This window comes from Robertmurraya beringensis (assembly GCF_042433785.1).
Taxonomy (GTDB): domain Bacteria; phylum Bacillota; class Bacilli; order Bacillales; family Cytobacillaceae; genus Robertmurraya_A; species Robertmurraya_A beringensis.
The window spans coordinates 126,297-149,295 of sequence record NZ_JBHLUU010000128.1 but is presented as its reverse complement, the minus strand read 5'-3'; the positions used below and the strand labels follow the sequence as shown (position 1 = coordinate 149,295).

At 40.1% G+C, this 22,999-nt stretch carries 22 protein-coding genes and 1 pseudogene; 9 read left to right on the top strand and 14 right to left on the bottom strand.

Translation table 11 applies throughout. From position 1 onward, the window contains the following. Nucleotides 1-73: 73 nt before the first annotated feature. From ACFFHF_RS24575 to ACFFHF_RS24565, 3 genes are all read right to left on the bottom strand, one after another. A complete protein-coding gene (locus tag ACFFHF_RS24575; protein WP_377059273.1) occupies nt 74-838 on the bottom strand; it encodes an IclR family transcriptional regulator in 765 nt (254 codons plus the stop codon). Between the two features lie 29 nt (nt 839-867). Continuing rightward, nucleotides 868-3,045 carry a malate synthase G gene (locus ACFFHF_RS24570; protein ID WP_377059272.1) on the bottom strand — a complete coding sequence of 726 codons (2,178 nt, stop codon included), beginning with the start codon at nt 3,043-3,045 and terminating at the stop codon, nt 868-870. A gap of 159 nt (nt 3,046-3,204) precedes the next feature. Further along, entirely contained in the window at nt 3,205-5,289 is a 2,085-nt protein-coding gene (locus tag ACFFHF_RS24565; RefSeq protein WP_377059271.1) for a peptidoglycan D,D-transpeptidase FtsI family protein, read from the bottom strand. A gap of 161 nt (nt 5,290-5,450) precedes the next feature. Between ACFFHF_RS24565 and ACFFHF_RS24560 the strand changes: the two genes are divergently transcribed. Then, nucleotides 5,451-6,224: a TraR/DksA C4-type zinc finger protein gene (locus ACFFHF_RS24560; protein ID WP_377059270.1), complete on the top strand. Its 774-nt coding sequence runs from the start codon at nt 5,451-5,453 to the stop codon at nt 6,222-6,224. A 23-nt stretch (nt 6,225-6,247) separates the two neighbouring features. On the opposite strand, the gene ACFFHF_RS24555 is transcribed toward ACFFHF_RS24560, so the two are convergent. Continuing rightward, nucleotides 6,248-6,499 carry a sigma-G-dependent sporulation-specific acid-soluble spore protein CsgA gene (locus ACFFHF_RS24555; RefSeq protein ID WP_377059269.1) on the bottom strand — a complete coding sequence of 84 codons (252 nt, stop codon included), beginning with the start codon at nt 6,497-6,499 and terminating at the stop codon, nt 6,248-6,250. A gap of 149 nt (nt 6,500-6,648) precedes the next feature. Between ACFFHF_RS24555 and ACFFHF_RS24550 the strand changes: the two genes are divergently transcribed. Further along, nucleotides 6,649-8,007, top strand: a complete 1,359-nt coding sequence (locus ACFFHF_RS24550; RefSeq protein WP_377059268.1) for a S8 family peptidase — start codon at nt 6,649-6,651, stop codon at nt 8,005-8,007. A gap of 50 nt (nt 8,008-8,057) precedes the next feature. Then, nucleotides 8,058-9,098 carry a potassium channel family protein gene (locus tag ACFFHF_RS24545; protein WP_377059308.1) on the top strand — a complete coding sequence of 347 codons (1,041 nt, stop codon included), beginning with the start codon at nt 8,058-8,060 and terminating at the stop codon, nt 9,096-9,098. Here the strand turns inward: ACFFHF_RS24545 and ACFFHF_RS24540 are convergent. The 3 genes from ACFFHF_RS24540 to ACFFHF_RS24530 all read right to left on the bottom strand — a co-directional run bounded on the left by ACFFHF_RS24540 (nt 9,088) and on the right by ACFFHF_RS24530 (nt 12,301). Then, nucleotides 9,088-9,492: a YugN family protein gene (locus tag ACFFHF_RS24540; protein WP_160546202.1), complete on the bottom strand. Its 405-nt coding sequence runs from the start codon at nt 9,490-9,492 to the stop codon at nt 9,088-9,090. The two genes, ACFFHF_RS24545 and ACFFHF_RS24540, sit on opposite strands and share 11 nt — an antisense overlap. Nucleotides 9,493-9,580: 88 nt before the next feature. After that, on the bottom strand, nt 9,581-10,927 hold the full coding sequence (locus ACFFHF_RS24535) for a glucose-6-phosphate isomerase (protein ID WP_119709749.1): 1,347 nt from the start codon (nt 10,925-10,927) through the stop codon (nt 9,581-9,583). Between the two features lie 210 nt (nt 10,928-11,137). Then, entirely contained in the window at nt 11,138-12,301 is a 1,164-nt protein-coding gene (locus ACFFHF_RS24530) for an iron-containing alcohol dehydrogenase (RefSeq protein ID WP_377059267.1), read from the bottom strand. A gap of 176 nt (nt 12,302-12,477) precedes the next feature. Here ACFFHF_RS24530 and ACFFHF_RS24525 point away from each other — a divergent pair, with 176 nt between their 5' ends. Beyond that, nucleotides 12,478-12,711, top strand: a complete 234-nt coding sequence (locus ACFFHF_RS24525; RefSeq protein ID WP_160546205.1) for a DUF378 domain-containing protein — start codon at nt 12,478-12,480, stop codon at nt 12,709-12,711. 40 nt (nt 12,712-12,751) lie between these two features. On the opposite strand, the gene ACFFHF_RS24520 is transcribed toward ACFFHF_RS24525, so the two are convergent. Both ACFFHF_RS24520 and yugI read right to left on the bottom strand, forming a co-directional pair. Continuing rightward, nucleotides 12,752-13,948: an ornithine--oxo-acid transaminase gene (locus ACFFHF_RS24520; protein WP_377059266.1), complete on the bottom strand. Its 1,197-nt coding sequence runs from the start codon at nt 13,946-13,948 to the stop codon at nt 12,752-12,754. Between the two features lie 139 nt (nt 13,949-14,087). Further along, nucleotides 14,088-14,486 (bottom strand): S1 domain-containing post-transcriptional regulator GSP13, encoded by a 399-nt coding sequence (gene yugI, locus ACFFHF_RS24515; protein ID WP_160546207.1) that lies wholly within the window; start codon nt 14,484-14,486, stop codon nt 14,088-14,090. 155 nt (nt 14,487-14,641) lie between these two features. Here yugI and ACFFHF_RS24510 point away from each other — a divergent pair, with 155 nt between their 5' ends. The 3 genes and pseudogenes from ACFFHF_RS24510 to ACFFHF_RS24500 all read left to right on the top strand — a co-directional run bounded on the left by ACFFHF_RS24510 (nt 14,642) and on the right by ACFFHF_RS24500 (nt 17,256). Next, the gene (locus tag ACFFHF_RS24510) at nt 14,642-15,988 is read left to right on the top strand and encodes a sodium-dependent transporter (RefSeq protein WP_377059265.1); all 1,347 of its coding nucleotides are present in this window, start codon (nt 14,642-14,644) and stop codon (nt 15,986-15,988) included. A 96-nt stretch (nt 15,989-16,084) separates the two neighbouring features. Next, nucleotides 16,085-16,276: pseudogene (locus tag ACFFHF_RS24505) on the top strand (helix-turn-helix domain-containing protein); the annotation flags it as partial. A 122-nt stretch (nt 16,277-16,398) separates the two neighbouring features. After that, nucleotides 16,399-17,256: a fatty acid kinase binding subunit FakB gene (locus ACFFHF_RS24500; RefSeq protein WP_160546210.1), complete on the top strand. Its 858-nt coding sequence runs from the start codon at nt 16,399-16,401 to the stop codon at nt 17,254-17,256. Nucleotides 17,257-17,700: 444 nt separating this feature from the next. On the opposite strand, the gene ACFFHF_RS24495 is transcribed toward ACFFHF_RS24500, so the two are convergent. Next, a complete protein-coding gene (locus ACFFHF_RS24495) occupies nt 17,701-18,864 on the bottom strand; it encodes an aminotransferase (protein ID WP_377059264.1) in 1,164 nt (387 codons plus the stop codon). Further along, nucleotides 18,864-19,367 carry an Lrp/AsnC family transcriptional regulator gene (locus tag ACFFHF_RS24490; RefSeq protein WP_160546212.1) on the bottom strand — a complete coding sequence of 168 codons (504 nt, stop codon included), beginning with the start codon at nt 19,365-19,367 and terminating at the stop codon, nt 18,864-18,866. The genes ACFFHF_RS24495 and ACFFHF_RS24490 overlap by 1 nt, the downstream gene beginning before the upstream one ends. Nucleotides 19,368-19,536: 169 nt before the next feature. Between ACFFHF_RS24490 and ACFFHF_RS24485 the strand changes: the two genes are divergently transcribed. Continuing rightward, entirely contained in the window at nt 19,537-20,361 is an 825-nt protein-coding gene (locus tag ACFFHF_RS24485) for an alpha/beta fold hydrolase (RefSeq protein ID WP_377059307.1), read from the top strand. 42 nt (nt 20,362-20,403) lie between these two features. Here ACFFHF_RS24485 and ACFFHF_RS24480 read toward each other — a convergent pair whose 3' ends face one another. Then, complete coding sequence (locus ACFFHF_RS24480) at nt 20,404-20,664, bottom strand: DUF1871 family protein (protein ID WP_377059263.1); 261 nt, start codon at nt 20,662-20,664, stop codon at nt 20,404-20,406. A gap of 87 nt (nt 20,665-20,751) precedes the next feature. On the opposite strand from ACFFHF_RS24480, the gene ACFFHF_RS24475 reads away from it, so the two are divergent. Beyond that, nucleotides 20,752-21,918 carry a MalY/PatB family protein gene (locus tag ACFFHF_RS24475; RefSeq protein WP_377059262.1) on the top strand — a complete coding sequence of 389 codons (1,167 nt, stop codon included), beginning with the start codon at nt 20,752-20,754 and terminating at the stop codon, nt 21,916-21,918. Nucleotides 21,919-21,988: 70 nt separating this feature from the next. Here the strand turns inward: ACFFHF_RS24475 and ACFFHF_RS24470 are convergent, their stop codons facing one another. Both ACFFHF_RS24470 and ACFFHF_RS24465 read right to left on the bottom strand, forming a co-directional pair. Continuing rightward, a complete protein-coding gene (locus tag ACFFHF_RS24470; RefSeq protein WP_160546216.1) occupies nt 21,989-22,192 on the bottom strand; it encodes a hypothetical protein in 204 nt (67 codons plus the stop codon). Nucleotides 22,193-22,268: 76 nt separating this feature from the next. Further along, nucleotides 22,269-22,985 carry a peptidylprolyl isomerase gene (locus ACFFHF_RS24465; protein WP_377059261.1) on the bottom strand — a complete coding sequence of 239 codons (717 nt, stop codon included), beginning with the start codon at nt 22,983-22,985 and terminating at the stop codon, nt 22,269-22,271. Nucleotides 22,986-22,999 lie beyond the last annotated feature (14 nt).

The window sequence follows — 22,999 nt, the reverse complement described above, 5'->3', positions numbered from 1 at the left end:
TTTTGCATCTAACCGGAAAATCTCCGCTTATTTGCTAGTTACTCGATTTCAAACGTTTCCTGAAGCTCAACTTTTATCGATATCCTAACCGTCTTGAAATGTTTGCACCTGTTTCAAGAACATGTGGTTTCAATTCTTCCATTCGTTCGTCCGTCATTCGAATCGTTGGGCCCGATACACTTAACGCTGCCACTGGATTCCCGGCATGGTCGAAAATGGGAACGGCAATGCATGTGATGCCCACTTCATTTTCCTGCAAATCTAAAGCATACCCTCTTTGTTTAACTGCTTCTAATTCAGATAGAAAATTTTCACGATCGGTAATGGTATATTTTGTATGAGCAGGTAAGCCTTTTCGTTCAATAATCTCCTCAGTGGTGCTAGTCGGTAAGTAGGCTAAAATGGCTTTCCCTACTCCTGTACAGTGCATAGGTGCTCGTCTTCCCACCTTTGAGTGCATACGAAGTGTTTCTGTACCTTCAAATTTTTCAATATAAACGACTTCATCATGATCATAAACCACTAAGTGGATCACCTCATGAGTCACCTTTCCTAGCTCTTGTAAGTATGGCTTTGCTTCTGTTCGGATATCGATGGAATCTAAAAGCTTGGAGCTAATATCCAAAAAGGTATAACCCAGCCGATAACGACCACTATCAGCATATTGCTCAATATACCCGTATTGCGCCAACGTCGTTAGAATACGGTAGACGGAACTTTTATTAATATCCATCTGATTGGCGATTTCTGTTACGCCAAGACCTTCTTTTTTCATAGAAACAAGGGTAATAATATCAAGGGCGCGACTCACCGATTTGACCATATTGTCTCTTTCCATTTTCTTCACCTCACGCCCTGATCGGTTGATTATCTTTGATGGGCAAATTTTCTTTTTGCTTCAATTCTTCGACGATGTAAAATGGGTTCAGTGTACCCGCTCGGCTGTTCGTATCCTTTAAACACTAACTCACATGCTGCTTGGAAGGCAACAGAGTCCTCGTATCTTTCAGACATTGGCCGGTAATTTCCATCTCCGCCATTTTGTTCGTCCACTACTTTTGCCATCCGCTTCATGGTTTCTAATACCTGTTCCTCTGTACAAATTCCATGATGTAGCCAGTTGGCCATATGTTGACTTGAAATTCTTAATGTTGCTCGGTCTTCCATTAAGCCGATATGATGGATATCTGGAACTTTAGAACAGCCGACCCCTTGCTCGACCCAACGCACTACATATCCTAGTATTCCTTGTGCATTATTGTCTAGCTCTGCTTGAATTTCTTCTTTACTCCAGCTTCTATCTGTTGCCACTGGAATTCTTAAAATTTCATCTTTATAGCTTTCTAGTTTTTGCTTCAGCTCATCTTGAACTGAACCTACATGGACTTGATGATAATGAAGAGCATGCAGAGTGGCGGCCGTCGGTGACGGAACCCACGCCGTGTTTGCACCTGCATTCAAATGCCCTATTTTTTGTTTCATCATCTCAGCCATCAAGTCCGGCATTGCCCACATTCCTTTTCCAATTTGCGCTTTTCCTTGAAGACCCGCAGATAGTCCTGTTGACACATTGGACTTTTCATAGGCTTGAAGCCAGGTGGATGTTTTCATCTCATTTTTTCGTATCATCGGTCCAGCTTCCATGGAGGTATGAATTTCATCTCCCGTACGGTCAAGGAATCCGGTATTGATAAACACAATTCGTTCCTTTACTTCATGTATGCAATTCTTCAAATTGAGACTCGTACGTCTTTCTTCATCCATTACCCCAATCTTTATCGTGTTCCTCGGAACATCGATTAAGTCCTCGACTCGATTGAATAATTCATTGGCAAAAGCGACTTCCTCAGACCCGTGCATTTTTGGTTTTACAATATAGATAGAGCCCTTAGAGGAATTTTGGTAGGAGCCATTTCCTAAAAGAGAGTGCTTTGCAATTAAGCTGGTGATCACGGCATCCATGATCCCTTCTGGCACTTCATTTCCTGCTTGATCTAATAGGGCGTTGGTCGTCATTAAATGACCGACATTTCTAACAAACATAAGGGAACGACCTTTTAATGTGAATGAATTTCCTGTTGGACTCATATACTCTCGGTCAGGTTGTAGGCTCCGTGTGATTGTAGTCGATCCTTTTTGGAAGGTGGCAGTTAAGTCCCCTCTCATTAATCCTAGCCAATTTCGGTACACACGTACTTTGTCTTCTGCATCTACTGCAGCAACGGAATCTTCGCAGTCCATAATGGTGGTTAAGGCCGATTCCATGACAATATCTTTTACACCAGCCGCATCTGACGCACCGATGGGTGATTGGCGATCAATCTGGATTTCAAAGTGGAGGTCGTTATTTTTCAACAAGATTGCTGATGGATTTTCCGTTCCACCTTGGTATCCGACGAATTGCTGTTGGTTCATCAGCTGTGTCTTATTTCCATTTGTTAAGGTCATGATTAACTGGCCTTCAGAAATATGATAATTAGTTACGTCTGAATGGGAACCTTCCTGAAGGGGAACCGTTTGATCTAAAAATTGCTTTGCAAAAGAGATTACTTTTTCTCCACGGATAGAATTATAAGCTCCTGCTTTTGATGCTCCACCTTCCTCACTAATAACATCCGTTCCATAAAGGGCGTCATACAAACTTCCCCATCTTGCATTGGCCGCATTTAGTGCATATCGGGCATTATCAACTGGAACAACAAGCTGAGGACCTGCTTGAAGGCTAATTTCTTCATCTACACTTTCTGTTGTTACTTCAAAATCAGGTACTTCTTGTTCTAAATAGCCGATCTCCGTTAAGAAGTTTTTGTAGGACTCAGGTGTGAAGGATGCTTGTTGTTTATGGAATGTGTTGATTTGCTGTTGAAGTTCATCTCTTTTTCTTAAAAGCGCTTCATTCTTCGGTGTTAAATCATGGACCAGTTCTGAAAGCCCCTCCCAAAAGGATTCTTCATCGAGCTGTGTTTGTGGCAGCGCTTCCTTTTGAAAGAAATGATAAAGCTCTGCGGCAATCTTTAATTTCCCCTTTGTTACATAAATAGACATTCTCTTTCCTCCCTATGAAAAATAGTCTGTTTCTTATTACGCAACGCTGTTTGTTATTTTGTATGATTTTATCCTAACACAACATTGTAAGATTATTCAAACAATATTTTTTCAAAGGCAAAAAACCTAGATCCAACCGAATCTAGGTTTCTCATCATTTTATTGTGCTTCTGTTAACAATGCTTCTTCGCCTTCCACATCTGTAGGTATTTCTATCGCTCGTTGTTCTTCATATTTAATGAACGCTTCAACCACCCGATTAGCAATGTGTTTGTTTACTGGGTGTTTGTCATTGGACGCCCATGGAACGACGACGGAGAACGCTACTTTAGGATTCTCAGATGGATAGTAACCAACAAACGTCAGGTTATAGGTTGCTTGTCCCCACTTCGAACGGTCAGGACCATAATAATAGGTTTGTGCCGTTCCTGTTTTCCCTGATACGTCCATGGTGAAGGAGCCTTTGGCCGTACCATTTGATCCATTGACTACTCGGTAAAACCCTTCACGAACACGAGCCAAATCTTCATCTGTGTTTAATACACGATTTAATACTTCCGTCTTAATGTTCTGAACGACTGGCCCTAGTCCTTGTTCACTAATAGGTTCATGGACACTCGCCACAAGATGAGGCTTCACACGCATACCGCCATTTGCAATCGCTGAGACGTATTGTGCCATTTGAAGCGGTGTATACGTATCGTACTGACCAATGGCCATGTCGAGTAGCAATCCAGGATTATCTGGGTTCCCTTGGAATCCTGTTGCTTCATTCGGAAGGTCCACTCCCGTTGATACACCGAGACCAAATTGCTTATAAATGTTTCTTAATCTTGTGTAATCCTCTTGTTGAACGGATATAGGAGAATTCGCCACATAATTTACGCCTGCCATTTTCATAACGGTATGGAACATGTACACGTTACTGGATACTTCTAGCGCTTTTAAGTCATTCAAGCTTCCAAAGTTTTTCCATGACGACTTTGGTTTTGCCCCTTTTAGAAGGATCGGTGAATCGTAGAAGTATGAACCATGCTTAATGGCTCCTGTTTGATATCCAGCGAGAACGGTTGCTCCTTTGACTGTCGATCCCATTTCATACTGACTCGCAAACGCTCCAACAGAGTAGTCGAGTAGCTCGCTCTTATTTTCCTGATTCACCATTTTTCCAGCAATGCTATACACTTCACCAGTATACGGGTGCATCATAACCACGAACGCTCGGTCAAGGAGGTGATTCCCTTTTCCTGCTTTTGCATCCCGAATTTCTTCTTCTAGAATCTTTTCGACTTCCTTTTGTAAGTCTGCATTGATGCTTAAGCGTAAATCCATTCCTCTTGATCCTTCAGAAACGATTACTTCATCAACCACATTTCCACTTCGGTCGGTTACGTATTTCTTTTGACCTTTATTCGGATGCAGTAATTCTTCGTATTGGTATTCTAGATAACTTTTTCCCACTCGGTCGTTACGCGAGTAGCCTCTAGACAAGTAATAATTGCTTCTTTCTTCTAATATTCCCTGTTTGGCTGTTGTTACGCTGCCTAAAACCGGCTTTAACATTTCACCATATGGGTAAATACGATTCCAATCTGTAATAATTTCTACACCCGGAAGATAGCTGAGATTTTCTGAGACGGTTGCCATCTCTTCAAGAGTGAGACCCTCAGATTTAATCGTTTGGATTTCATACATATAGCCACTTGTCATGCGCTTGTAAATAATGGCTTCCTCAAGCTCTTTTTCTTCTATTTCTTTCACAGCTTTTTCAGGAACACGTTCAATTTGCAGGGCATATTGTTCTTTCCCTGTAAGCGAAAGTTCTTTTTCTTTTAAAAGCTTTTCCGCTTCATCTGGATAAGCCGCTAACCAGTAATCTTTTAAATCTCTTTCTTTATAACTCTCTTTTTCTAAGCTTAATAGTTTTGCAAGTTTTCGTGTTACTTCGATTTTATCTTCAGTTGTCATTCCTGGTTCTTCTGAAAAGGCGACAGCATCCATTCCTTCATTATCGACAATTACTTGTCCATGTCGATCATACATTTTGCCCCGTGGTGCTGGCAAACTCACAACCGTTGCATCAAGTCTTGAAACTTCTTTACTATATGATTCCCCGAATACGATTTGTACTAATCCTAAACGGATAATGAGAAGTGTAAATAGACAAAATATAACAAAGAACAGTAGGTTTAACCGAAATGATCTACTTTTTAAATTCTTTTTTAGTAATTCCCTATTTCCCAATTTTCAGTTCTCCCTTCCATACCCAACTAATTATATCAAACTTTTCGGGAGAACTAGGAGACGATTCGACATTTTTTTCTAAGCACATTTTACCTTTTATGTTCCTACATGTATCAGTAAATACTAAAACTTGTACCAGACCAGCGAAAGGATTGGTTGAGATGCTATCAAGTCAACAACTACAGCAATTTAAGCAAATGTTAGAAGACCGTAAAGCACAGATAGAAGAGGAATTTGAAAACAATGATCATTTCAATTTGCAACGAAGTCTTTCCGATTCGGTAAGTGAACTTTCTGTTTACGACAACCACCCTGGTGATGCTGGAACCGAATTATATGAACGAGAAAAAGATCTCGCCCTTAACGAACATTATCGATTGGAATATCGCAATACTCTTGAAGCCATAGAAGCCATCAAAAACGGAACATATGGTACATGTGTGGTATGTCATAAAGAGATCCCAGTGGAGCGTTTAGAAGCTCTTCCCAATACACTTTATTGCATTGAGCATACTCCAGATAAAGTGACTTCTCACGAAAGACCGATTGAAGAGGGCGTATTAATGCCTCCTTTTGGAAAATTTGATATGGATGAGACCGATGAAAATGTCTCGTATGATGCGGAAGATTCATGGCAGGATGTGGCAAGCTACGGAACATCTGAGAGCCCTTCTGATTTAGTTGAGCAAGTGGATCATTATGATGACATGTATATTGAATCCCAAGAAAATGTTGGCTATGTGGAAGATTACGAAAACTTTGTCGGTGTTGATATTACTGGAAAGCATGTTACTGTCTATCCAAATAAACAACATGAAAAGTATGAAGAGGAACTCGATGAAGAAGGCATTATGACAACCTTTGGTGATCTTCCGGCGGTGGAGCATGACCCTTATACGGAAGAAGCTCTAGAGAGAGATGAAAAAGGACAATGATTTCATTGTCCTTTTTCTCCTTGTTAAAAGAGTTGTTCAAACACTTCGTTTAATTGCTTTGCACGAGTATCATCATCTTCATTGTTCGCATGCTTAATTTCTTCCGGCAAAATACTGTTTAAAAAATTATTTTCTTCATCAGATAAGCTTCGAGCAAAGCTTTCTTCACTTGAAAAATTCCCTTGCTCTATCTTATTGAATATGAATTCAGCTGTGTCAGATCGATCCGTATAATTCGATAAAATTTCTCTTAAATAAGCTAATGGCTTGTTCATTCGTTTCCCTCCTTTATCTGGCACATACGTACATTTTTACTGTTTTCCTCGAGATTTATGTATGATTCTTGTTTCCTTAAAATTACCATCAATACTAGGCGGGTGACTGAACATCCTAATAGTAGGAAATAAACGATGAGGTGAGAAGGATGTTTCGAAGAACAAGACCGCTTATGCTTATTGGATTAGCCTTGTTGTTGATTATAGGGGTTGCTCGAATGATGCCCGATCGAGAAATAAGAACGCTCGATCGAAATACGATAGATATGCGAAAAGTGAATGTTGAACCTTCTCAAGAACCAACATCCAGACTCATGCATCTAAATAATGATCCATCGAACAACCGCTTAGTTTCAAAACTTAATCATCATTCAGAAGTTCAAATTATTAACCATAATGAAGACGATCAAAGTCATTACTATGAGCACGAAGCAACCGTTAAATTTAAAACAGAGATTAGTGATGAACGGCTTGCTCAAATTAACAAAGAGATTGACGCAAGTAAAAGTGACAAATTAGCCAACCTATACATGTTCCGTTCTAATTCCAAAACGACACACCAAATGCTCCTTTACTTCCGTGGGTTAGAGGAAGTGGAGTATGCCGAACCGAACTTCATTCTTTTACAAAATGAAGCCGTTGTCCCAAATGACACTTACTATCAAGAGCAGTACCAATGGAATCTTCCCGTAATCGAAACAGAAAAAGGGTGGAATATTTCAAAGGGAGATAAAAATGTCGTGATCGCGGTTGTGGATACAGGGGTCGATTTGGATCATCCGGATTTAAAGCATAAGTTGGTAGAAGGCTACAATGCGATCGATGAGAAGGCTACCCCAGATGACGATAATGGTCATGGGACACATGTTGCAGGCATCATCGCTTCTGAGACAAATAATCACGAGGGAGTGGCTGGAATCACATGGTACAATCAAATTATGCCCGTAAAAACATTAGCGAAGGACGGTTATGGTTATACGTTCGATATTGCAAAAGGCATTGTCTGGGCCACAGACCATGGAGCCGATGTAATTAATCTAAGCTTAGGCAATTATCAACCGGCTACCGTATTAAAAGAAGCCATTCAATATGCATACGATAAAGGGGTCGTTCTTATTGCAGCCTCAGGTAATGACAATACGAACCAACCAAGTTACCCTGCAGCCTTTGATCAAGTACTAAGCGTATCAGCGATTGGTTATTCAGGAGAACGCGCCTCTTTCTCAAACTATGGAAATTATATCGATGTAGTCGCACCAGGTGTTGATATTCCAAGCACCTATTTCCAAAACCAATATGCTGCCCTTTCGGGGACATCCATGGCGTCTCCACATGTGACAGGATTAGCTGGATTAATTTTATCTACCAATCCGACTTTATCCAATAAGGAAGTTATGGACATTATTCGTTCTTCCAGCTATGACATTGGAGAAGTTGGGAAAGATGAATACTTTGGCGAAGGATTAATTGATGTGAATAGGGCATTGGCTGCGGCTAAACAAAAATAAGATTAAGACCCTCATCCCTGAGGGTCTTTCTTCGAGTTTAATACCAATCGATATGGTCTATACTTTTAGAGAGACTACCGAGAGGTGAGGGTATGCACCACCGAATTTATACTAGTTTTTTACGATTGCCAACGCTTGTCCGAATATTAACCATGGCCATTTTACTCGTTCTTTTTTTTGGAATTATAATCCATATCATTGAGCCAGACAGTTTTCCTACTGTCTTCGAAGGAATCTGGTGGGCCGTCATTACTACATCAACTGTTGGATATGGAGACTATTCTCCAGAAACATTTTTGGGAAGAATCGTAGGAATTCTCCTCATTTTTGTGGGCGCTGGATTCTTATCCACCTATTTTATTACGCTTGCTACAACGGCCGTATCTAGGCAAAACAATTATTTAGAAGGAAAAGTTCATTTTAGAGGAGATAAACATTTGATTATCATTGGATGGAATGAACGGTCAAAAGAAATTATTCAAACAATTCGAACACTCGACCAATTTACAGATATTATTTTAATCGATGAAACCTTAGAATCCAATCCAATTATGGATGCAAAGGTGCACTTTATTAGAGGAAGGGCTTCTCAAGATCATGTCTTAATAAAAGCAAATATTGCTACAGCCGAAAAGGTCCTTATTACAGCCGACCAACACAAGGATGAGCTTGATGCGGACATGAATACGATTCTTGCGTTACTGACCATCAAAGGCCTAAATCCCAACATTACTGCCATTGTAGAAGTTCTTACCCGTGAACAGATGGCAAATGCGAAAAGAGCTGGAGCTGACGAGATTATTCAATCCAACCGGATGATGAGTTATATTATGACTAATTGCATTGCCACCGATCGAGTTGTATCGACTTTTGTTGAGGTACTTGATGAACTTCACGGTAGTAGAGTTCACTTCCATCCAAGTAATGACTATGTCTCTCAATCATTTTATACCGCGAATGGGAATTTACTTAAAGATGGAAAGCTTTTAATCGGCATTAAAAGAGGAGAAAACACAATGGTGAATCCTCCTCAAGAAACCGTTATTGAAAAACAGGATGAGTTACTAATTATTGACAGTCTTAGTCAATAAGAATTTGTTCGAGTTCTTGAACGAGTGCCTTACCGATATCTACAAATTTTTCAGGAACGCTTGCGTCTTTATCCACCGGTTCCTGAAACTGGTCAAAGGATGCAGATGCATTCCCAATATATGCATGGTCGTCTAGGTCATCTTGAAACAGATGCGATAGCAAGAATGGTCTTTCAATCGCTACCGTACAATTTCTTGCGTCAAGTTGTCCATCAACGACTCGAAACGGAACCCTTAAAAATTGATACCCTTTTTCATCGTCAATTTTATAATCCAAGTATCCGTGATCATAGTCCCAATTACCGCCAATCGTATAACCAAGCGGCTTCAATAATTGCTCTAGCTTATACAAATCAAAGTGCTTACCTTCAATCTGTGAAGGAATTTGAATCATAGCCATCCCCCTTTTTCTTTTAGTTTCTCACAAAAAAAAGAGTGTTAGTCAAAAGAGAGAAAATCTCCTTTGACTAACACTTTTTTAATTATAAACGCTTCTCAAGCTCTGCTTTCTTCTCTTCGAATCCAGGTTTGCCTAATAATGCGAACATGTTTACTTTGTATGCTTCTACACCAGGCTGGTCAAATGGATTTACACCAAGTAGGTATCCGCTCATTGCACATGCTTTTTCAAAGAAGTATGCAAGGTAACCGAATGTGTAAGCATCCATTTGTGGAATCGTCACCACTAAGTTTGGAACTCCGCCGTCTGTATGAGCAAGCAATGTTCCTTCAAATGCTTTGTTGTTAACAAAGTCAACGGTTTGTCCAGCAAGATAGTTTAATCCATCTAAATCACTGTCAGCTTCTTCAATCGTTAGCTCATGACGAGGATTTTCAACAAGGACAACGGTTTCAAATAGGTCACGTCGACCTTCTTGAACGTATTGACCTAAAGAGTGTAGATCTGTTGAGAAGTTTGCAGAAGAAGGGTAAATTCCTTTTTGGTCTTTTCCTTCGCTTTCTCCAAACAGTTGCTTCCACCATTCTGCAAAATACTGCAATCCTGGCTCATAGTTAATCAGCATTTCGATTGTTTTCCCTTTGTTGTAAAGAACGTTACGAACTGCTGCATATTGGTATGCTAGGTTTTCTTCTAGCTCAGAGCTTCCGAAATCATCGCGTGCAGCTGCTGCACCTTTCATCATTGCTTCGATATCTGCCCCACTTGCAGCAATCGGAAGTAATCCTACAGCCGTTAGAACAGAATAACGACCACCTACATCATCAGGAATGATGAATGATTCGTATCCTTCTTCAGTAGCTAGCGTTTTCAATGCGCCTCTTGCTTTGTCAGTTGTTGCATAAATACGCTTCTTCGCTTCTTCTACTCCGTACTTTTCTTCTAAAAGCTTGCGGAAAATACGGAAAGCGATAGCTGGCTCTGTAGTTGTACCAGACTTAGAAATGACGTTAAGGGAGAAATCCTTTCCGTCTAAAAGATCCATCACGTCTCTCATGTATGTAGAACTAATGTTGTTTCCGATGAAGATAATTTGTGGAGTGCTACGCTTTTCCTTTGGCAATGCATTGTAAAAGCTGTGTTGCAGCATTTCAATGGCAGCGCGTGCACCTAAGTAAGAACCACCAATTCCACAAACTAATAGAACATCAGAGTCTTGCTTGATTTTTTCTGCTGCTTTTTGGATGCGTGCAAATTCTTCTTTGTCGTAATTAACTGGAAGGTCAATCCAACCTAGGTAATCGTTTCCAGCTCCTGTTGCTTCATGTAATGAATGATGAGCAACTTTTACAAAATCACGTAAATAAGTAACTTCATGTTCCCCAAAAAAACTAAGTGCTTTTGAGTAATCAAAACGAACGTGTGTCATGAATGATCCTCCAATGATTTGTTGTTTACTATATCACTTTATCGAAAGCTGGTTAAGGAATCAAGAACTGTCTACTTATGTAAGCGTAAACATTTTGAACAAATGTGTTAATTGTTAAGAAATGCTCAAAAACCCACCTTCTTACCGTAGTATTTCCACCCGATAAAAAATGAAACACGTGCAATTACGAAAATTGCACGTGTTTTATTTTTATAAAGAAGCGCGGTAAATCGCCATGACATCTTCTTTGTTTAACTTTGTAAAGTTTCCGAATTCGCCGTATACCATTGCTTTGTCAGCCATCACTTCGACTTGGCTATCGTCAATCTCGTAGTCCGCCAAGCGTGATGGTGCACCGATGGAGTTCCAGAACTTACGAAGTTGATCAATTCCTTCTAAACCTACTTCCTCGTCTGTTTTGCCTTCTGCATTTACTCCAAATACGCGAACAGCAAGCTTCTTAAAGCGTTCTGGTTTCACTTTTAAGTTATGCTTCATCCAGTTAGGGAATAGAATTGCAAGACCTCCACCGTGTGGGATATCGTATACAGCTGAAACTGCGTGCTCGATATTATGAGTTGCCCAGTCTCCACGGTATCCCATAGAAAGCATTCCGTTTAGTGCCATCGTTCCACTATAAAGAATAGTTGCTCGATGTTCATAGCTTTCAAGATCTTCAAGAAGCTTAGGTGCTGCCTCCATGACGGTAAGTAGTAATCCTTCACACATACGATCTTGAAGTTCTGTGCTTTCAGTTAAATGGAAATAATGCTCCAACACATGTGCCATCATATCCACAATACCGTAAACTGTTTGATCTCTTGGAACCGTATATGTATTGACAGGATCAAGGATAGAGAATTGCGGGAAAGTGACTGGACTGCCCCATCCATATTTTTCTTTTGTTTCCCAGTTGGTTATAACAGATCCTGAATTCATCTCGGAGCCTGTAGCAGCTAAAGTTAGTACCGTACCAAACGGAAGCGCTTCCTTGGCAACGGCTTTTCGAGTCATAAGATCCCATGTGTCACCTTCATACTTCGCACCTGCAGCAATCGCTTTTGTACAGTCGATCACACTTCCACCGCCAACGGCTAATAGAAAATCAATGCCTTCATTTCTGCAGATTTCTACTCCCTTTTTCACGGTAGAGATACGAGGGTTAGGTTCTACACCTGGTAACTCAAATACCTCAATATCTACTTCTTTTAACAATGACAAGACCTGATCATATAGGCCATTTCGTTTAATGCTTCCCCCTCCATAAACAAGTAACACTTTCTTGCCATATCGAGGTACTTCAGCCTTCAATTGTTCGACAGTGTCTTTACCAAAAATCAATTTCGTCGGATTAAAAAATGTAAAATTATCCATACTTCATCCTCCTATTCAATCTTTATTATGTTCCAAAAAGAGAGGTAATGCAAAAAAATAGACTCCAAAATTCTTACTTGAAAATGCATAAAAGGGCAGCAACAATCAAACGATAAGATTGTGTAACTTTATATAGATAAACTATATAAACAAACCATCCTAAGGAGGAAAAAAGCATGAGTACCATTCAACGTATTGCACTAGTACTTACCATTATCGGAGCTATCAACTGGGGACTAATTGGATTCTTCCAATTTGACCTAGTAGCAGCTATCTTTGGCGGACAAGGTTCTGCTCTTTCTAGAATTATCTACGGATTAGTTGGTATCGCCGGATTATTAAATCTTGGCCTCCTCTTTAAACCAAATGAACAAACAGTGAGAGACCCAGAACCAAGACCAACTCGCTAATTTTAAAAAATCCTTGCACCCAAAAAGTGCAAGGATTTTTTTATGAGCTTAATACTTTCTTAATTCGTTCAATCGCCCAGTCAAGGTCTTCGTTGCTAATTACTAGTGGTGGAGCAAAACGAATCACAGTGTCATGTGTTTCTTTACATAACAGTCCTTCTTCTTTTAGCTGCTCACAGTATTTTCTAGCCGGGACGGTTAGTTCTACACCAATAAACAGACCGCGACCGCGAACTTCTTTAATGATTGGGTTCTTGATTTCTTGTAATTTTGATAGAAAATAGCTCCCAAGCTCCTGAGAACGTTCGGCTAACTTCTCTTCCGTCAGTACTTGTAAAGCAGCAACGGAAACCGCACAGGCCATCGGGTTACCACCGAATGTGGATCCGTGTGACCCTGGATTAAAGACGCCGAGAACTTCTTTGTTTGCGACGACACAAGAGATTGGGAATACGCCCCCACCCAGTGCCTTTCCTAAAATATACATGTCTGGCTCGATGCCTTCCCATTCACAAGCAAACATTTTCCCCGTACGTGCCAGACCAGCTTGAATTTCATCGGCAATAAATAGGACATTGTTTTCTTTACAGTGATCAAAAGCAGCACGCATAAATCCTTCAGGCGGAATGACAATGCCTGCTTCACCTTGGATAGGTTCGATCAAGAAGGCAGCCGTATTTGGAGTAATGGCAGCTTTTAATGCTTCCATGTCTCCGTATGGAATGAGCTTAATTCCTGGTAACATCGGTCCGAATCCACGCTTATACTCATCTTCAGAGGATAAAGAAACCGCCGTCATTGTTCGTCCGTGAAAATTTCCTAAGCATGCAATAATCTCTGCTTGATCATCTTCTACACCCTTCACATCATACGCCCACCGCCGGGCTGCCTTAACCGCTGTTTCCACCGCCTCCGCACCCGTGTTCATTGGCAATGCCATTTCTTTATTGGTCATTTCACAAATCATTTCATACCATGGTCCAAGCTGGTCATTATGAAACGCACGTGAGGTCAGCGTTACCCGATCCGCTTGTTCCTTTAATGCTTCAATAATTTTCGGATGACGATGACCTTGGTTCACAGCTGAATACGCGCTAAGCATATCCATATATTTGTTCCCTTCAGGATCCTCCACCCAAACACCTTCTGCTTTAGAAATAACAATCGGTAGCGGGTGATAATTATTAGCCCCAAACTTTTCCGTTTGCTCAATGACTTCTTGTGACTTACTCGCCATATTTTTTACCTCCGATCAGATTCAATCATGGTGAAAAAACTACCTTATCTTAGTGTATCTTAAAAGAATAACTTATGTCCTTCCTCGAGAAAAAACATAAAAAAAAGTGGGAGAATTTCTCCCACACTATAGTTCCTTATTATCTTTGTGATTGCTCAATCCACTCTTGTAGCTTATCTTTTAGTGTGTTAAAGCCTTGTGGTGCTTCTGTATCTTGCTTGATAGCAGCTGCAGCTGTACGCTTTCTTGGTTTCTTTGCTGCTGCCTTTTGTGCAGCTACTGGTGCTTCAGGTGCTTCTACAGTCGCTCGGATAGAAAGACCGATTTTCCCAGCATTCTCATCGACAGAAAGAACTTTTACTTGAACTTCATCTCCTACTTTAAGGTGCTCGTTAATATCTTTAACAAATCCGTGTGTAACTTCTGAAATATGAACTAACCCTTGAGTATTTTCATCAAGTGCAACGAACGCACCGTATGCTTGAATTCCCGTAACTTTACCTGTAACAACACTTCCAACTTCAATTTTCTCTGACATAGAAACACTCCTAAATATAGTTTATTTATCTTTTTTATACGCAATATAAGATTATATCACAATGTCACATCTTATTCAAAAAAATTTACTACACAATAGTCCGAAAATATAGTATTATGGGAAAATATCTTTTAATAGTAGGTGGAAAAACAGTAATGAAAACACATGAGCAATGGACATCAAAGATTGGCTTTATTCTTGCAGCAGCTGGTTCTGCAATTGGTCTCGGAGCCATTTGGAAATTCCCATATATGGCAGGAACAAATGGCGGAGGACTCTTTTTCCTTCTTTTTTTATTGTTAACTATATTCATCGGTGCACCGATCCTTATTGCTGAGTTTATTATTGGTAGAAATACACAAAAGGATGCAATCACCTCTTATAAAATTCTTGCTCCTAACTCAAACTGGAAGGTTATCGGATATTTAGGAGTCATCATTTCTGGACTTATCTTGTCTTTTTATAGTGTGGTAGGCGGTTGGATCTTATCTTATCTCATCCGTAGTGTTACTGGCAGTTTATCTGGACTGTCTCAAGATCAGTATGGTTCACTGTTCGGTACGACTATTAGTAACCCTATTGAAGCCATTATTGCACAAGCAGTCTTTATGATATTAACCATTTTTGTTATCCAAGGTGGGGTTCAGCAAGGAATTGAGAAAGCTAGTAAGTATATGATGCCAGCTTTATTTATTCTTTTTATCATACTTGCCATTCGTTCCTTAACTCTTGATGGAGCATCAAAAGGGGTAGAGTTTCTACTTAAGCCGAATTGGAGCTCTCTAACTCCTGACACCATCTTGCTAGCGCTTGGACAATCCTTTTTTGCATTAAGCGTTGGTATTTCCGTCATGGTTACGTATGCATCTTATCTTTCTAAAAAGGAAAACATTACTAAGTCCGCTTTTTCAGTCGTTGGTCTAAATATTTTTATCTCTCTACTTGCTGGGATCGTTATTTTTCCAGCGGTATTTGCACTTGGATTTGAACCTGGGGCAGGACCTGGTTTAGTGTTTGTGGTTCTCCCTGCTGTGTTTAACGAAATGGCATTTGGGGCATTCTTTTTAACGATTTTCCTTGTGCTGCTTTTGTTTGCCACATTAACCTCAGCTTTCTCCATTTTAGAAATTGTTGTAGCGGCTATTGTTAAAGAGAAAACAGAACTGCGCAAACAGTGGGCTTGGAAAACTGGTTTTGTAATCTTTATTTTTGGCATTCCTAGCGCCTTATCTTTCGGGGTGTGGTCTGATGTACTTATTTTTGGGAAAACCATCTTTGATTTCGCTGATTTTATCGCAAGTAATATCGGCATGCCGTTAGGAGCCTTTTTAATCTCTATATTTGTTGGGTACCGGCTTCCGTATAAGCTATTGAAAAGTGAATTAACATTAGGAACCTTCGGGAATATGAATAAGCTGTTTACGATCTGGTATTTCACCATCCGATTTATCGTTCCCGTTGCCATTATCTTTGTATTTTTAAAATCAATTGGACTGTTGTAACTGTAACGAAACGTTCACGATTGGGATCAATTCCTAATCCTAATCGTGATAAAATAAATAATAAGATATTATCTTTTTCGAAAGGATGGATGAGCCATGACTGCAATTGGGCACAACATGAAACGCTTTCGGGAAGAACTAGAAATGTCACAGCAGGAGCTTGCTATGAAGATCCGTGTTGGCTCTGCTACGATTGACAAATATGAGTCAGGCATTCAAACTCCTGACACACAAACCATTTTAAAAATATCTACTGTACTTGATATTCCGGTCTCAGAATTGATGCAAGAAGAAAGTCATATATAAATGGTGAGTTAAGCGAGGGATTTGTTCCTCGCTATTCGTTTGTTTTATTTTGGAGATTATTCCTTATTAGCATAATACTTATATAGTATCTTATGGAGGTCATTATGGCAAAGAAAATTGCTTGGGTAACCGATTCGACAGCCAGTTTCTCAGAAAAAGATCAAACCTGGTTACAAGACAATCATATATACGTGGTTCCCCTTTCGTTTACGTTTGGAAACGCAACCTTTAAAGAGGGTGTAGATATAACCACCGAAGAATTTTATGAAATGATGAGTAACTCGGACATTCCGCCTACTAGCTCACAGCCTGCACTAGGGGACTTTATTGACCTTTATACCCAATTAAAAGAAAATTACGATGAAGCGATCATCATCCATGTTTCTAGTGAACTTTCTGGAACGTACTCCACATCCACACAAGCAGCAGAGATCGTCGGTTTCCCTGTACACCCAGTTGATTCGTGGATCGGTTCTTTTCCGTTAAAGTTTTTAATAGAAGAAGGCATCACCTTGTATCATGAGGGTCACAAGCCTTCTGAGATTGTGAAAGAACTTCTTTCGTTAAGAGAGAAATGCCGCTTGATCTTAATCCCTGCAAACTTAGATCAATTAAGAAAAAGTGGACGAGTCTCCAATTTTGGTTCTATCTTAGGAAATCTTCTACAAATAAAACCCTTACTGGCTTTTAAGGAAGGGAAAGTAAATATCGTTGAAAAAATTCGAACGATGAGAAAAGCAGAGCAGGCTCTCATTGAACGCTTGCGTGATGCCTACAATCAAGGTATATACGATCGAATTGGCATTATGCATGCAGGTGAAAAGGAGATCGCGGAAGGGGTACTCGCAAAAATCACGACCGAATTTGAGTCATTGAAGATTGAAGTTCTCCCCTTAATTCCTGTTGCTGGTGTTCATACAGGAGTGGGAACTATTGCTTTGTCATACATTATGAAGGATTAAGGGTTCCGTTTTGAAGTGCTGTTCTGTAACCAGCAAAAGTCAAATAAACGGAAATTTTTCCGTTAAATGCAGAATGGAGCGCGTTTCGGGGTATATAAGGGGAGGTTTTCCGCTTAAGCAAAGAAAAATCTCTCATTTTCGAATTTTTCGAGCCAATAGGCGGAATCTCTCCGCCTATTTAAGCCTTTTTTAATAAGAATTACTAATTAAGCGGAATTTCTCCGTCTATCAGCTAGGGTGCCTAACCTTATCCACCAGCCGATAAGTGCAGAATCTCTTGAAGCTAGATGGATTACTTATAGTGATGTCAATTGCTATGTCAAAGTTAAGGGGCTTTAGTAGAAACTTTAATAAATAAAGAAAAGACGTATGTCCACCACATTCATACGTCTTTTCTTGTGTTTTTTAAATCAGAAAGCACCAGTTGTCCTATCTTATAGGGTATTACTTCTCAACAAACCGTTTGATTCGTTTCACCGCTTCTTGTAAATGTTCCATAGATGAAGCGTACGAGCAGCGAATATGCCCTTCCCCGCTAATTCCAAATACATTCCCTGGAACCACAGCTACCTTTTCTTCAATCAATAATTGTTCAGCAAATTGCTCTGATGACAGACCTGTACTTACAATGGATGGGAATGCATAGAATGCACCACCAGGGATATGGCAGGAAAGCCCGATATCGTTAAGTGACTGAACAAAATAATTTCTTCGTCTACGATAGCTTTTTTTCATATCTTCTACGTCTTCTCTGCCGCCTTTTAAGGCCTCAAGAGCCGCGTACTGTGCCATCGTCGGAGCACACATCATGGCATACTGATGAATTTTTAACATTGCTGCCGTTAGTTCTTCGTTCGCACAAACAAAACCAAGTCTCCAACCTGTCATCGCAAAACCTTTCGAGAAACCATTAATCAGAATTGTTCTATGTCTCATGCCTTCAATCGCAGCAAAACTTACGTATGGTTCATCATAAGCAAGCTCTGCGTAAATTTCATCCGATAACACGAGAAGGTCATGTTTCTCAATGAATGTTGCAAGCTCAATTAATTCATTTTCACCCAACATCGTGCCGGTTGGATTATTCGGAGAACAAAGCATAATTGCCTTCGTTCGGTCAGTAACCGCTTTTTCTAACTGATGAGTTTGAATTTTAAAATCGTACTCTTCTGTTGCCTGAACCGCAACCGGCTTTCCACCTGCAAGTGACACTAGGGGTGCATAGGAGACGAAGCTTGGTTCGATGACAATGACTTCATCACCTGGGTCAAGGATCGCACGTAAGGCAATGTCTAATGCTTGACTCGCTCCAACCGTAATGATGATCTCGCTTTTCGGATTGTAATCCACATGAAATTGTTTTTTCATATACGAGGACACTTCGTTACGAAGCTCTAATAATCCAGCATTGGCTGTATAAGAGGTATAACCTTGTTCAAGGGAAAGAATGGCTGCTTCTCTTGCTGACCAAGAGGTGACAAAGTCAGGCTCACCGACCCCTAAGGAAATAACCCCTTCCATTCCAGCGGCAAGATCAAAAAACTTTCGAATACCAGATGGCTTAAGGTCTTCTACCGTTTTTGCCAAATAAGATTTTGTCTGTTTCATTATGGTGACACCACAATTCTCTTATCATCGTCTGCTAATGGTTCAAATATGGTCCCATCATGCTTATATTTCTTCAGAATAAAATGGGTAGTTGTTGATAAGACAGAATCGAGAGTTGATAGCTTATTGGAGACAAATCTAGCTACTTCATTCATCGATTTCCCTTCAATAATCACGCTAAGATCATAAGCTCCTGACATAAGATAGACGGACTTTACTTCCTTGAATCGGTATATGCGCTCAGCTACTTCATCAAAGCCTACTCCTCGCTTCGGTGTGACCTTCACATCGATCATAGCCGTAACGCCTTCATGACCATCAATTTTTGACCAATCTACTACAGTTGTGTAATGAACAAGAACTTTCTCTTTTTCAAGCTTCTTAATAAGCTCGTCTGTTTCTTGCAAGCTTAGACCGATCATTTTCGCTACATCCTCAGAGGAAATTCGGGCATCCTTTTCAAGAATTTCTACAACTTCGAGTTCTTTTTCCGAAAGTTTCATGCGTTAACATCCTTTTCTGGTTTATCGCTTAAAATAGTTACATTATAACAAAAATGCGTGAAAAATAATTTAATTTTCAAATTTTATCATCTCTTTTTTTATGATTGTTTTTGTCATAGATGGGTATTCTATGAAAAAACAAAATGCCAATAAGGGAGTGATTACGATTATGGATGACGCAAGCATCACCGGTACAATCAATATTAACGGAAACGACCTGTATTATGAACATTATAAACATTCTCAAGCAACAGATACACTCTTGCTTATTCATGGGTTTCTCTCGTCTACCTTTAGTTTCCGTAGGCTGATACCTCTTCTTCGTGAGGAATTTAACGTCATCGCCATTGATTTCCCACCATTCGGTAAAAGCGGGAAATCAAAGAAATTCATGTACTCGTATGAGAACATAGCCCGTTCCATTATCTCCTTTGTTGAGCATTTACAGATCAAAAATCTATCCATAATTGGACACTCTATGGGAGGGCAGATTGCGTTAAAAATCGCCCATCTCCGTCCTGATTTGGTGGCACGGACGGTTTTATTATGCAGCTCTGGTTACTTAAAGCGAATGAAACTCCCTCTTGTTTTATCTAGTTATCTTCCCTTTTTCCACTTGTATGTGAAAAGACATCTAGCTAAGTCAGGAGTCATGAAAAATCTGGTCAATGTCGTGCATGACCATTCAATGATTGATGATGATATGTTGAACGGATATTTAGTCCCTTTTTTAAAAGGAGATATTTTCCCAGCCTTAACTCGGATGATACGGCATAGAGAGGACGAGCTGGATGAATACGATCTAAAGAAAATTGAGACTCCATGTCTGCTCATTTGGGGCGAGCATGACAGAGTCGTCCCACTCAGAGTTGGAAAACGATTAAAGCAAGATCTAAAGAACTCAGAGCTCATTGTGTTAAAAGAGACAGGACATCTAGTACCTGAAGAACGACCTGAAATTGTTCACAAGTATATTAAAGAGTTTCTTGTATAAATAAAAGCTTCAAGCGAAGTCTTCGCTTGAAGCTTTTTAAGATTACAACGAGCAAGAGCTTTCGTTTTTGATGGCTAACAATTCTTCGGCCATGATTGTACATTCAGATAAAGGAATGATTTCTTCAAAAGAAAACTCATATATGCTTTGGATTTTTCGTGCTAGCTCTTTTGGAGATGACAAAACATGTACCGCTTGAATCGTATCTGCAATTTCTGGATCATAGCTGTCTTCCCCATATCCGAGTGGATCCCACTCCATTAGACGCTGTAACAAACTTAAATTCATTTCGAGCATTTCCATGTAAAATCACCTTTTATTTTATCTTTTCTTTCACATATCTTATCATATTACATAGATCAAATAAAATGGTAAAAGGCGAGGTGCTTTATGACTACGTATGATTTTGATAAAGTGATTGACCGAAATAATACTGGATCTGTCAAATGGGGGCTCCTCCACGATGTGTTCGGAAGCAGTGATCTTCATCCGATGTGGGTGGCAGATATGGACTTCCCCCCACCTGCTGAAGTAACAACTGCCATTCGAAATCGATTGGAGCATGAAATCTTCGGCTATACTTTTGTTCCCCCTTCTGTTGGAAAAGCCATTCAGGCTTGGGTAAAAACAAGGCATCATTGGGAAATTCGTCAGGCATGGATTACATACAGTTCAGGAGTCGTCCCAACGATCAGTACGGCCGTTCGAGCGTTTACTTCTGTTGGAGACAAGGTGATGCTTCAATCTCCTGTGTACACTCCGTTCTTTTCCATGGTTGAAAAAAATGAGCGTGTGGTCGTGAACTCTCCATTAAAAAATGTAAATAACCGTTACGAAATTGACTTTGAGGATTTTGAAGCAAAGCTGAAAGAAGGAGTAAAACTGTTTTTATTATGTAATCCTCACAATCCGAGCGGAAGAGTGTGGGAAAAAGAAGAGCTCCTTCAAATCGGTGAACTTTGCAAAAAGTACAATTGCTTAATTTTAGCAGATGAAATTCATTCAGATCTTGTATTTGAGGGAAATATACATGTCCCGATTGCAAGCTTAGGGGACTTTGCTGATTTCGTCGTCACTTGTATCGCTCCTAGTAAAACCTTTAATTTAGCAGGGTTACAGGCTTCTGCAGTTATTACTAGCAATCAGGAACTTCGAGACTTATTCCAAGCCGAACAGCAAAAGCAAGGGTTTCACACCTTAAATACGTTTGGCATCGTCGGAATGGAGGCCGCTTATCTTCACGGGGAAACGTGGTTAACCGAAGCACTTGCCTATATGGCAGAAAATATTCGCTATGTTCAGGAGTACCTAGAAGCTGAGCTTCCACAAATAAAGATGATGCAGCCAGAAGGGACGTACTTAATCTGGATGGATTGTCGGGAGCTTGGACTTTCCGATGATGAGTTAAAGAAAGCGCTAATTGAAAAAGGAAAAATAGGACTCGAGCCTGGACCAAAGTACGGTACTGGTGGAGAAGGCTTTGTCCGCATGAATATTGCGTGTTCAAAGGAACATGTGACAGAAGGGTTGAAGCGACTGAAAGCAGCATTATCTTAAAAGTGTGACGGAAGAGTGAGCTCTTCCGTCTTTTTATTAAAAAACGCACACTTTTCGAAAAAAGTGTACGTTATCCTTTGTTTTGCTGCTCACTCATAATTTGGTTCTCTAGTTCTTTTGCTTTCGCTTCTTCTTTTCGTGAAATTCTCACGATAAATCGCATCGTGAAAATACAAAGGATTAAGAAGATGGTAAAAGAAATAGCCGCTGGAATATATTCAGACTTATCTTCAGGGAAATATAGAAACAATGATAAAATAAACCCATCGATCATAACGATCTTCCTTTCTGCAAACAAGCAGTCATTCATGCCTATTATATCAAGGTTCTTACCGATCGTCCAAGGACGATTACTTCAACACTGTAATCTTCTTGATGACAACCTCTTCTTCTGGCTTATCCCCTTCACCAACTGGAGTGGTCGCTATTTTATCCACCACATCCATTCCTTCAATCACCTGACCAAACACAGTATGTGCTTGATCCAGCCATGGAGTACCACCATCTTCATACTGCTTGATCACTTTATCGTTGTAACCAGCCTGCTTCATTTGGTCTACTAAGCCAGGATCGAGGGTTTTATTTTGAACGATAAAAAACTGACTTCCATTCGTGTCCGCACCTGAGTTAGCCATCGATAAGGCGCCTCTAAAATTATAAAGCTGATTAGAGAACTCATCTTCAAATGGATCTCCATAAATGCTTTCTCCACCCATCCCTGTTCCATCGGGATCTCCACCTTGAATCATAAAGTCATTGATCACGCGGTGGAAAATCACTCCTTCGTAATATCCCTCTTCACTATGTGTAATAAAGTTTTCTACAGCCTTTGGAGCTTGTTCTGGGAAGAGCTTGATTTTGATATTCCCCATGGATGTTTCCATTTCAACTAGTCTTTCCTTTTCGCCAACCTCTGTAGTTGCCTGTGGAAGCTCAATATTTTCTTGGTTAGCGGTTTCATTATTGCCTGCATTGCCGTTCGAATTTTCCGTACCTTCTTCATCGCTTGTCCCACATCCAGCAACTAGGAAAACAACGAATAGTAAACTCGCTAAGAATTTCTTCATGTCATCACCCTCCA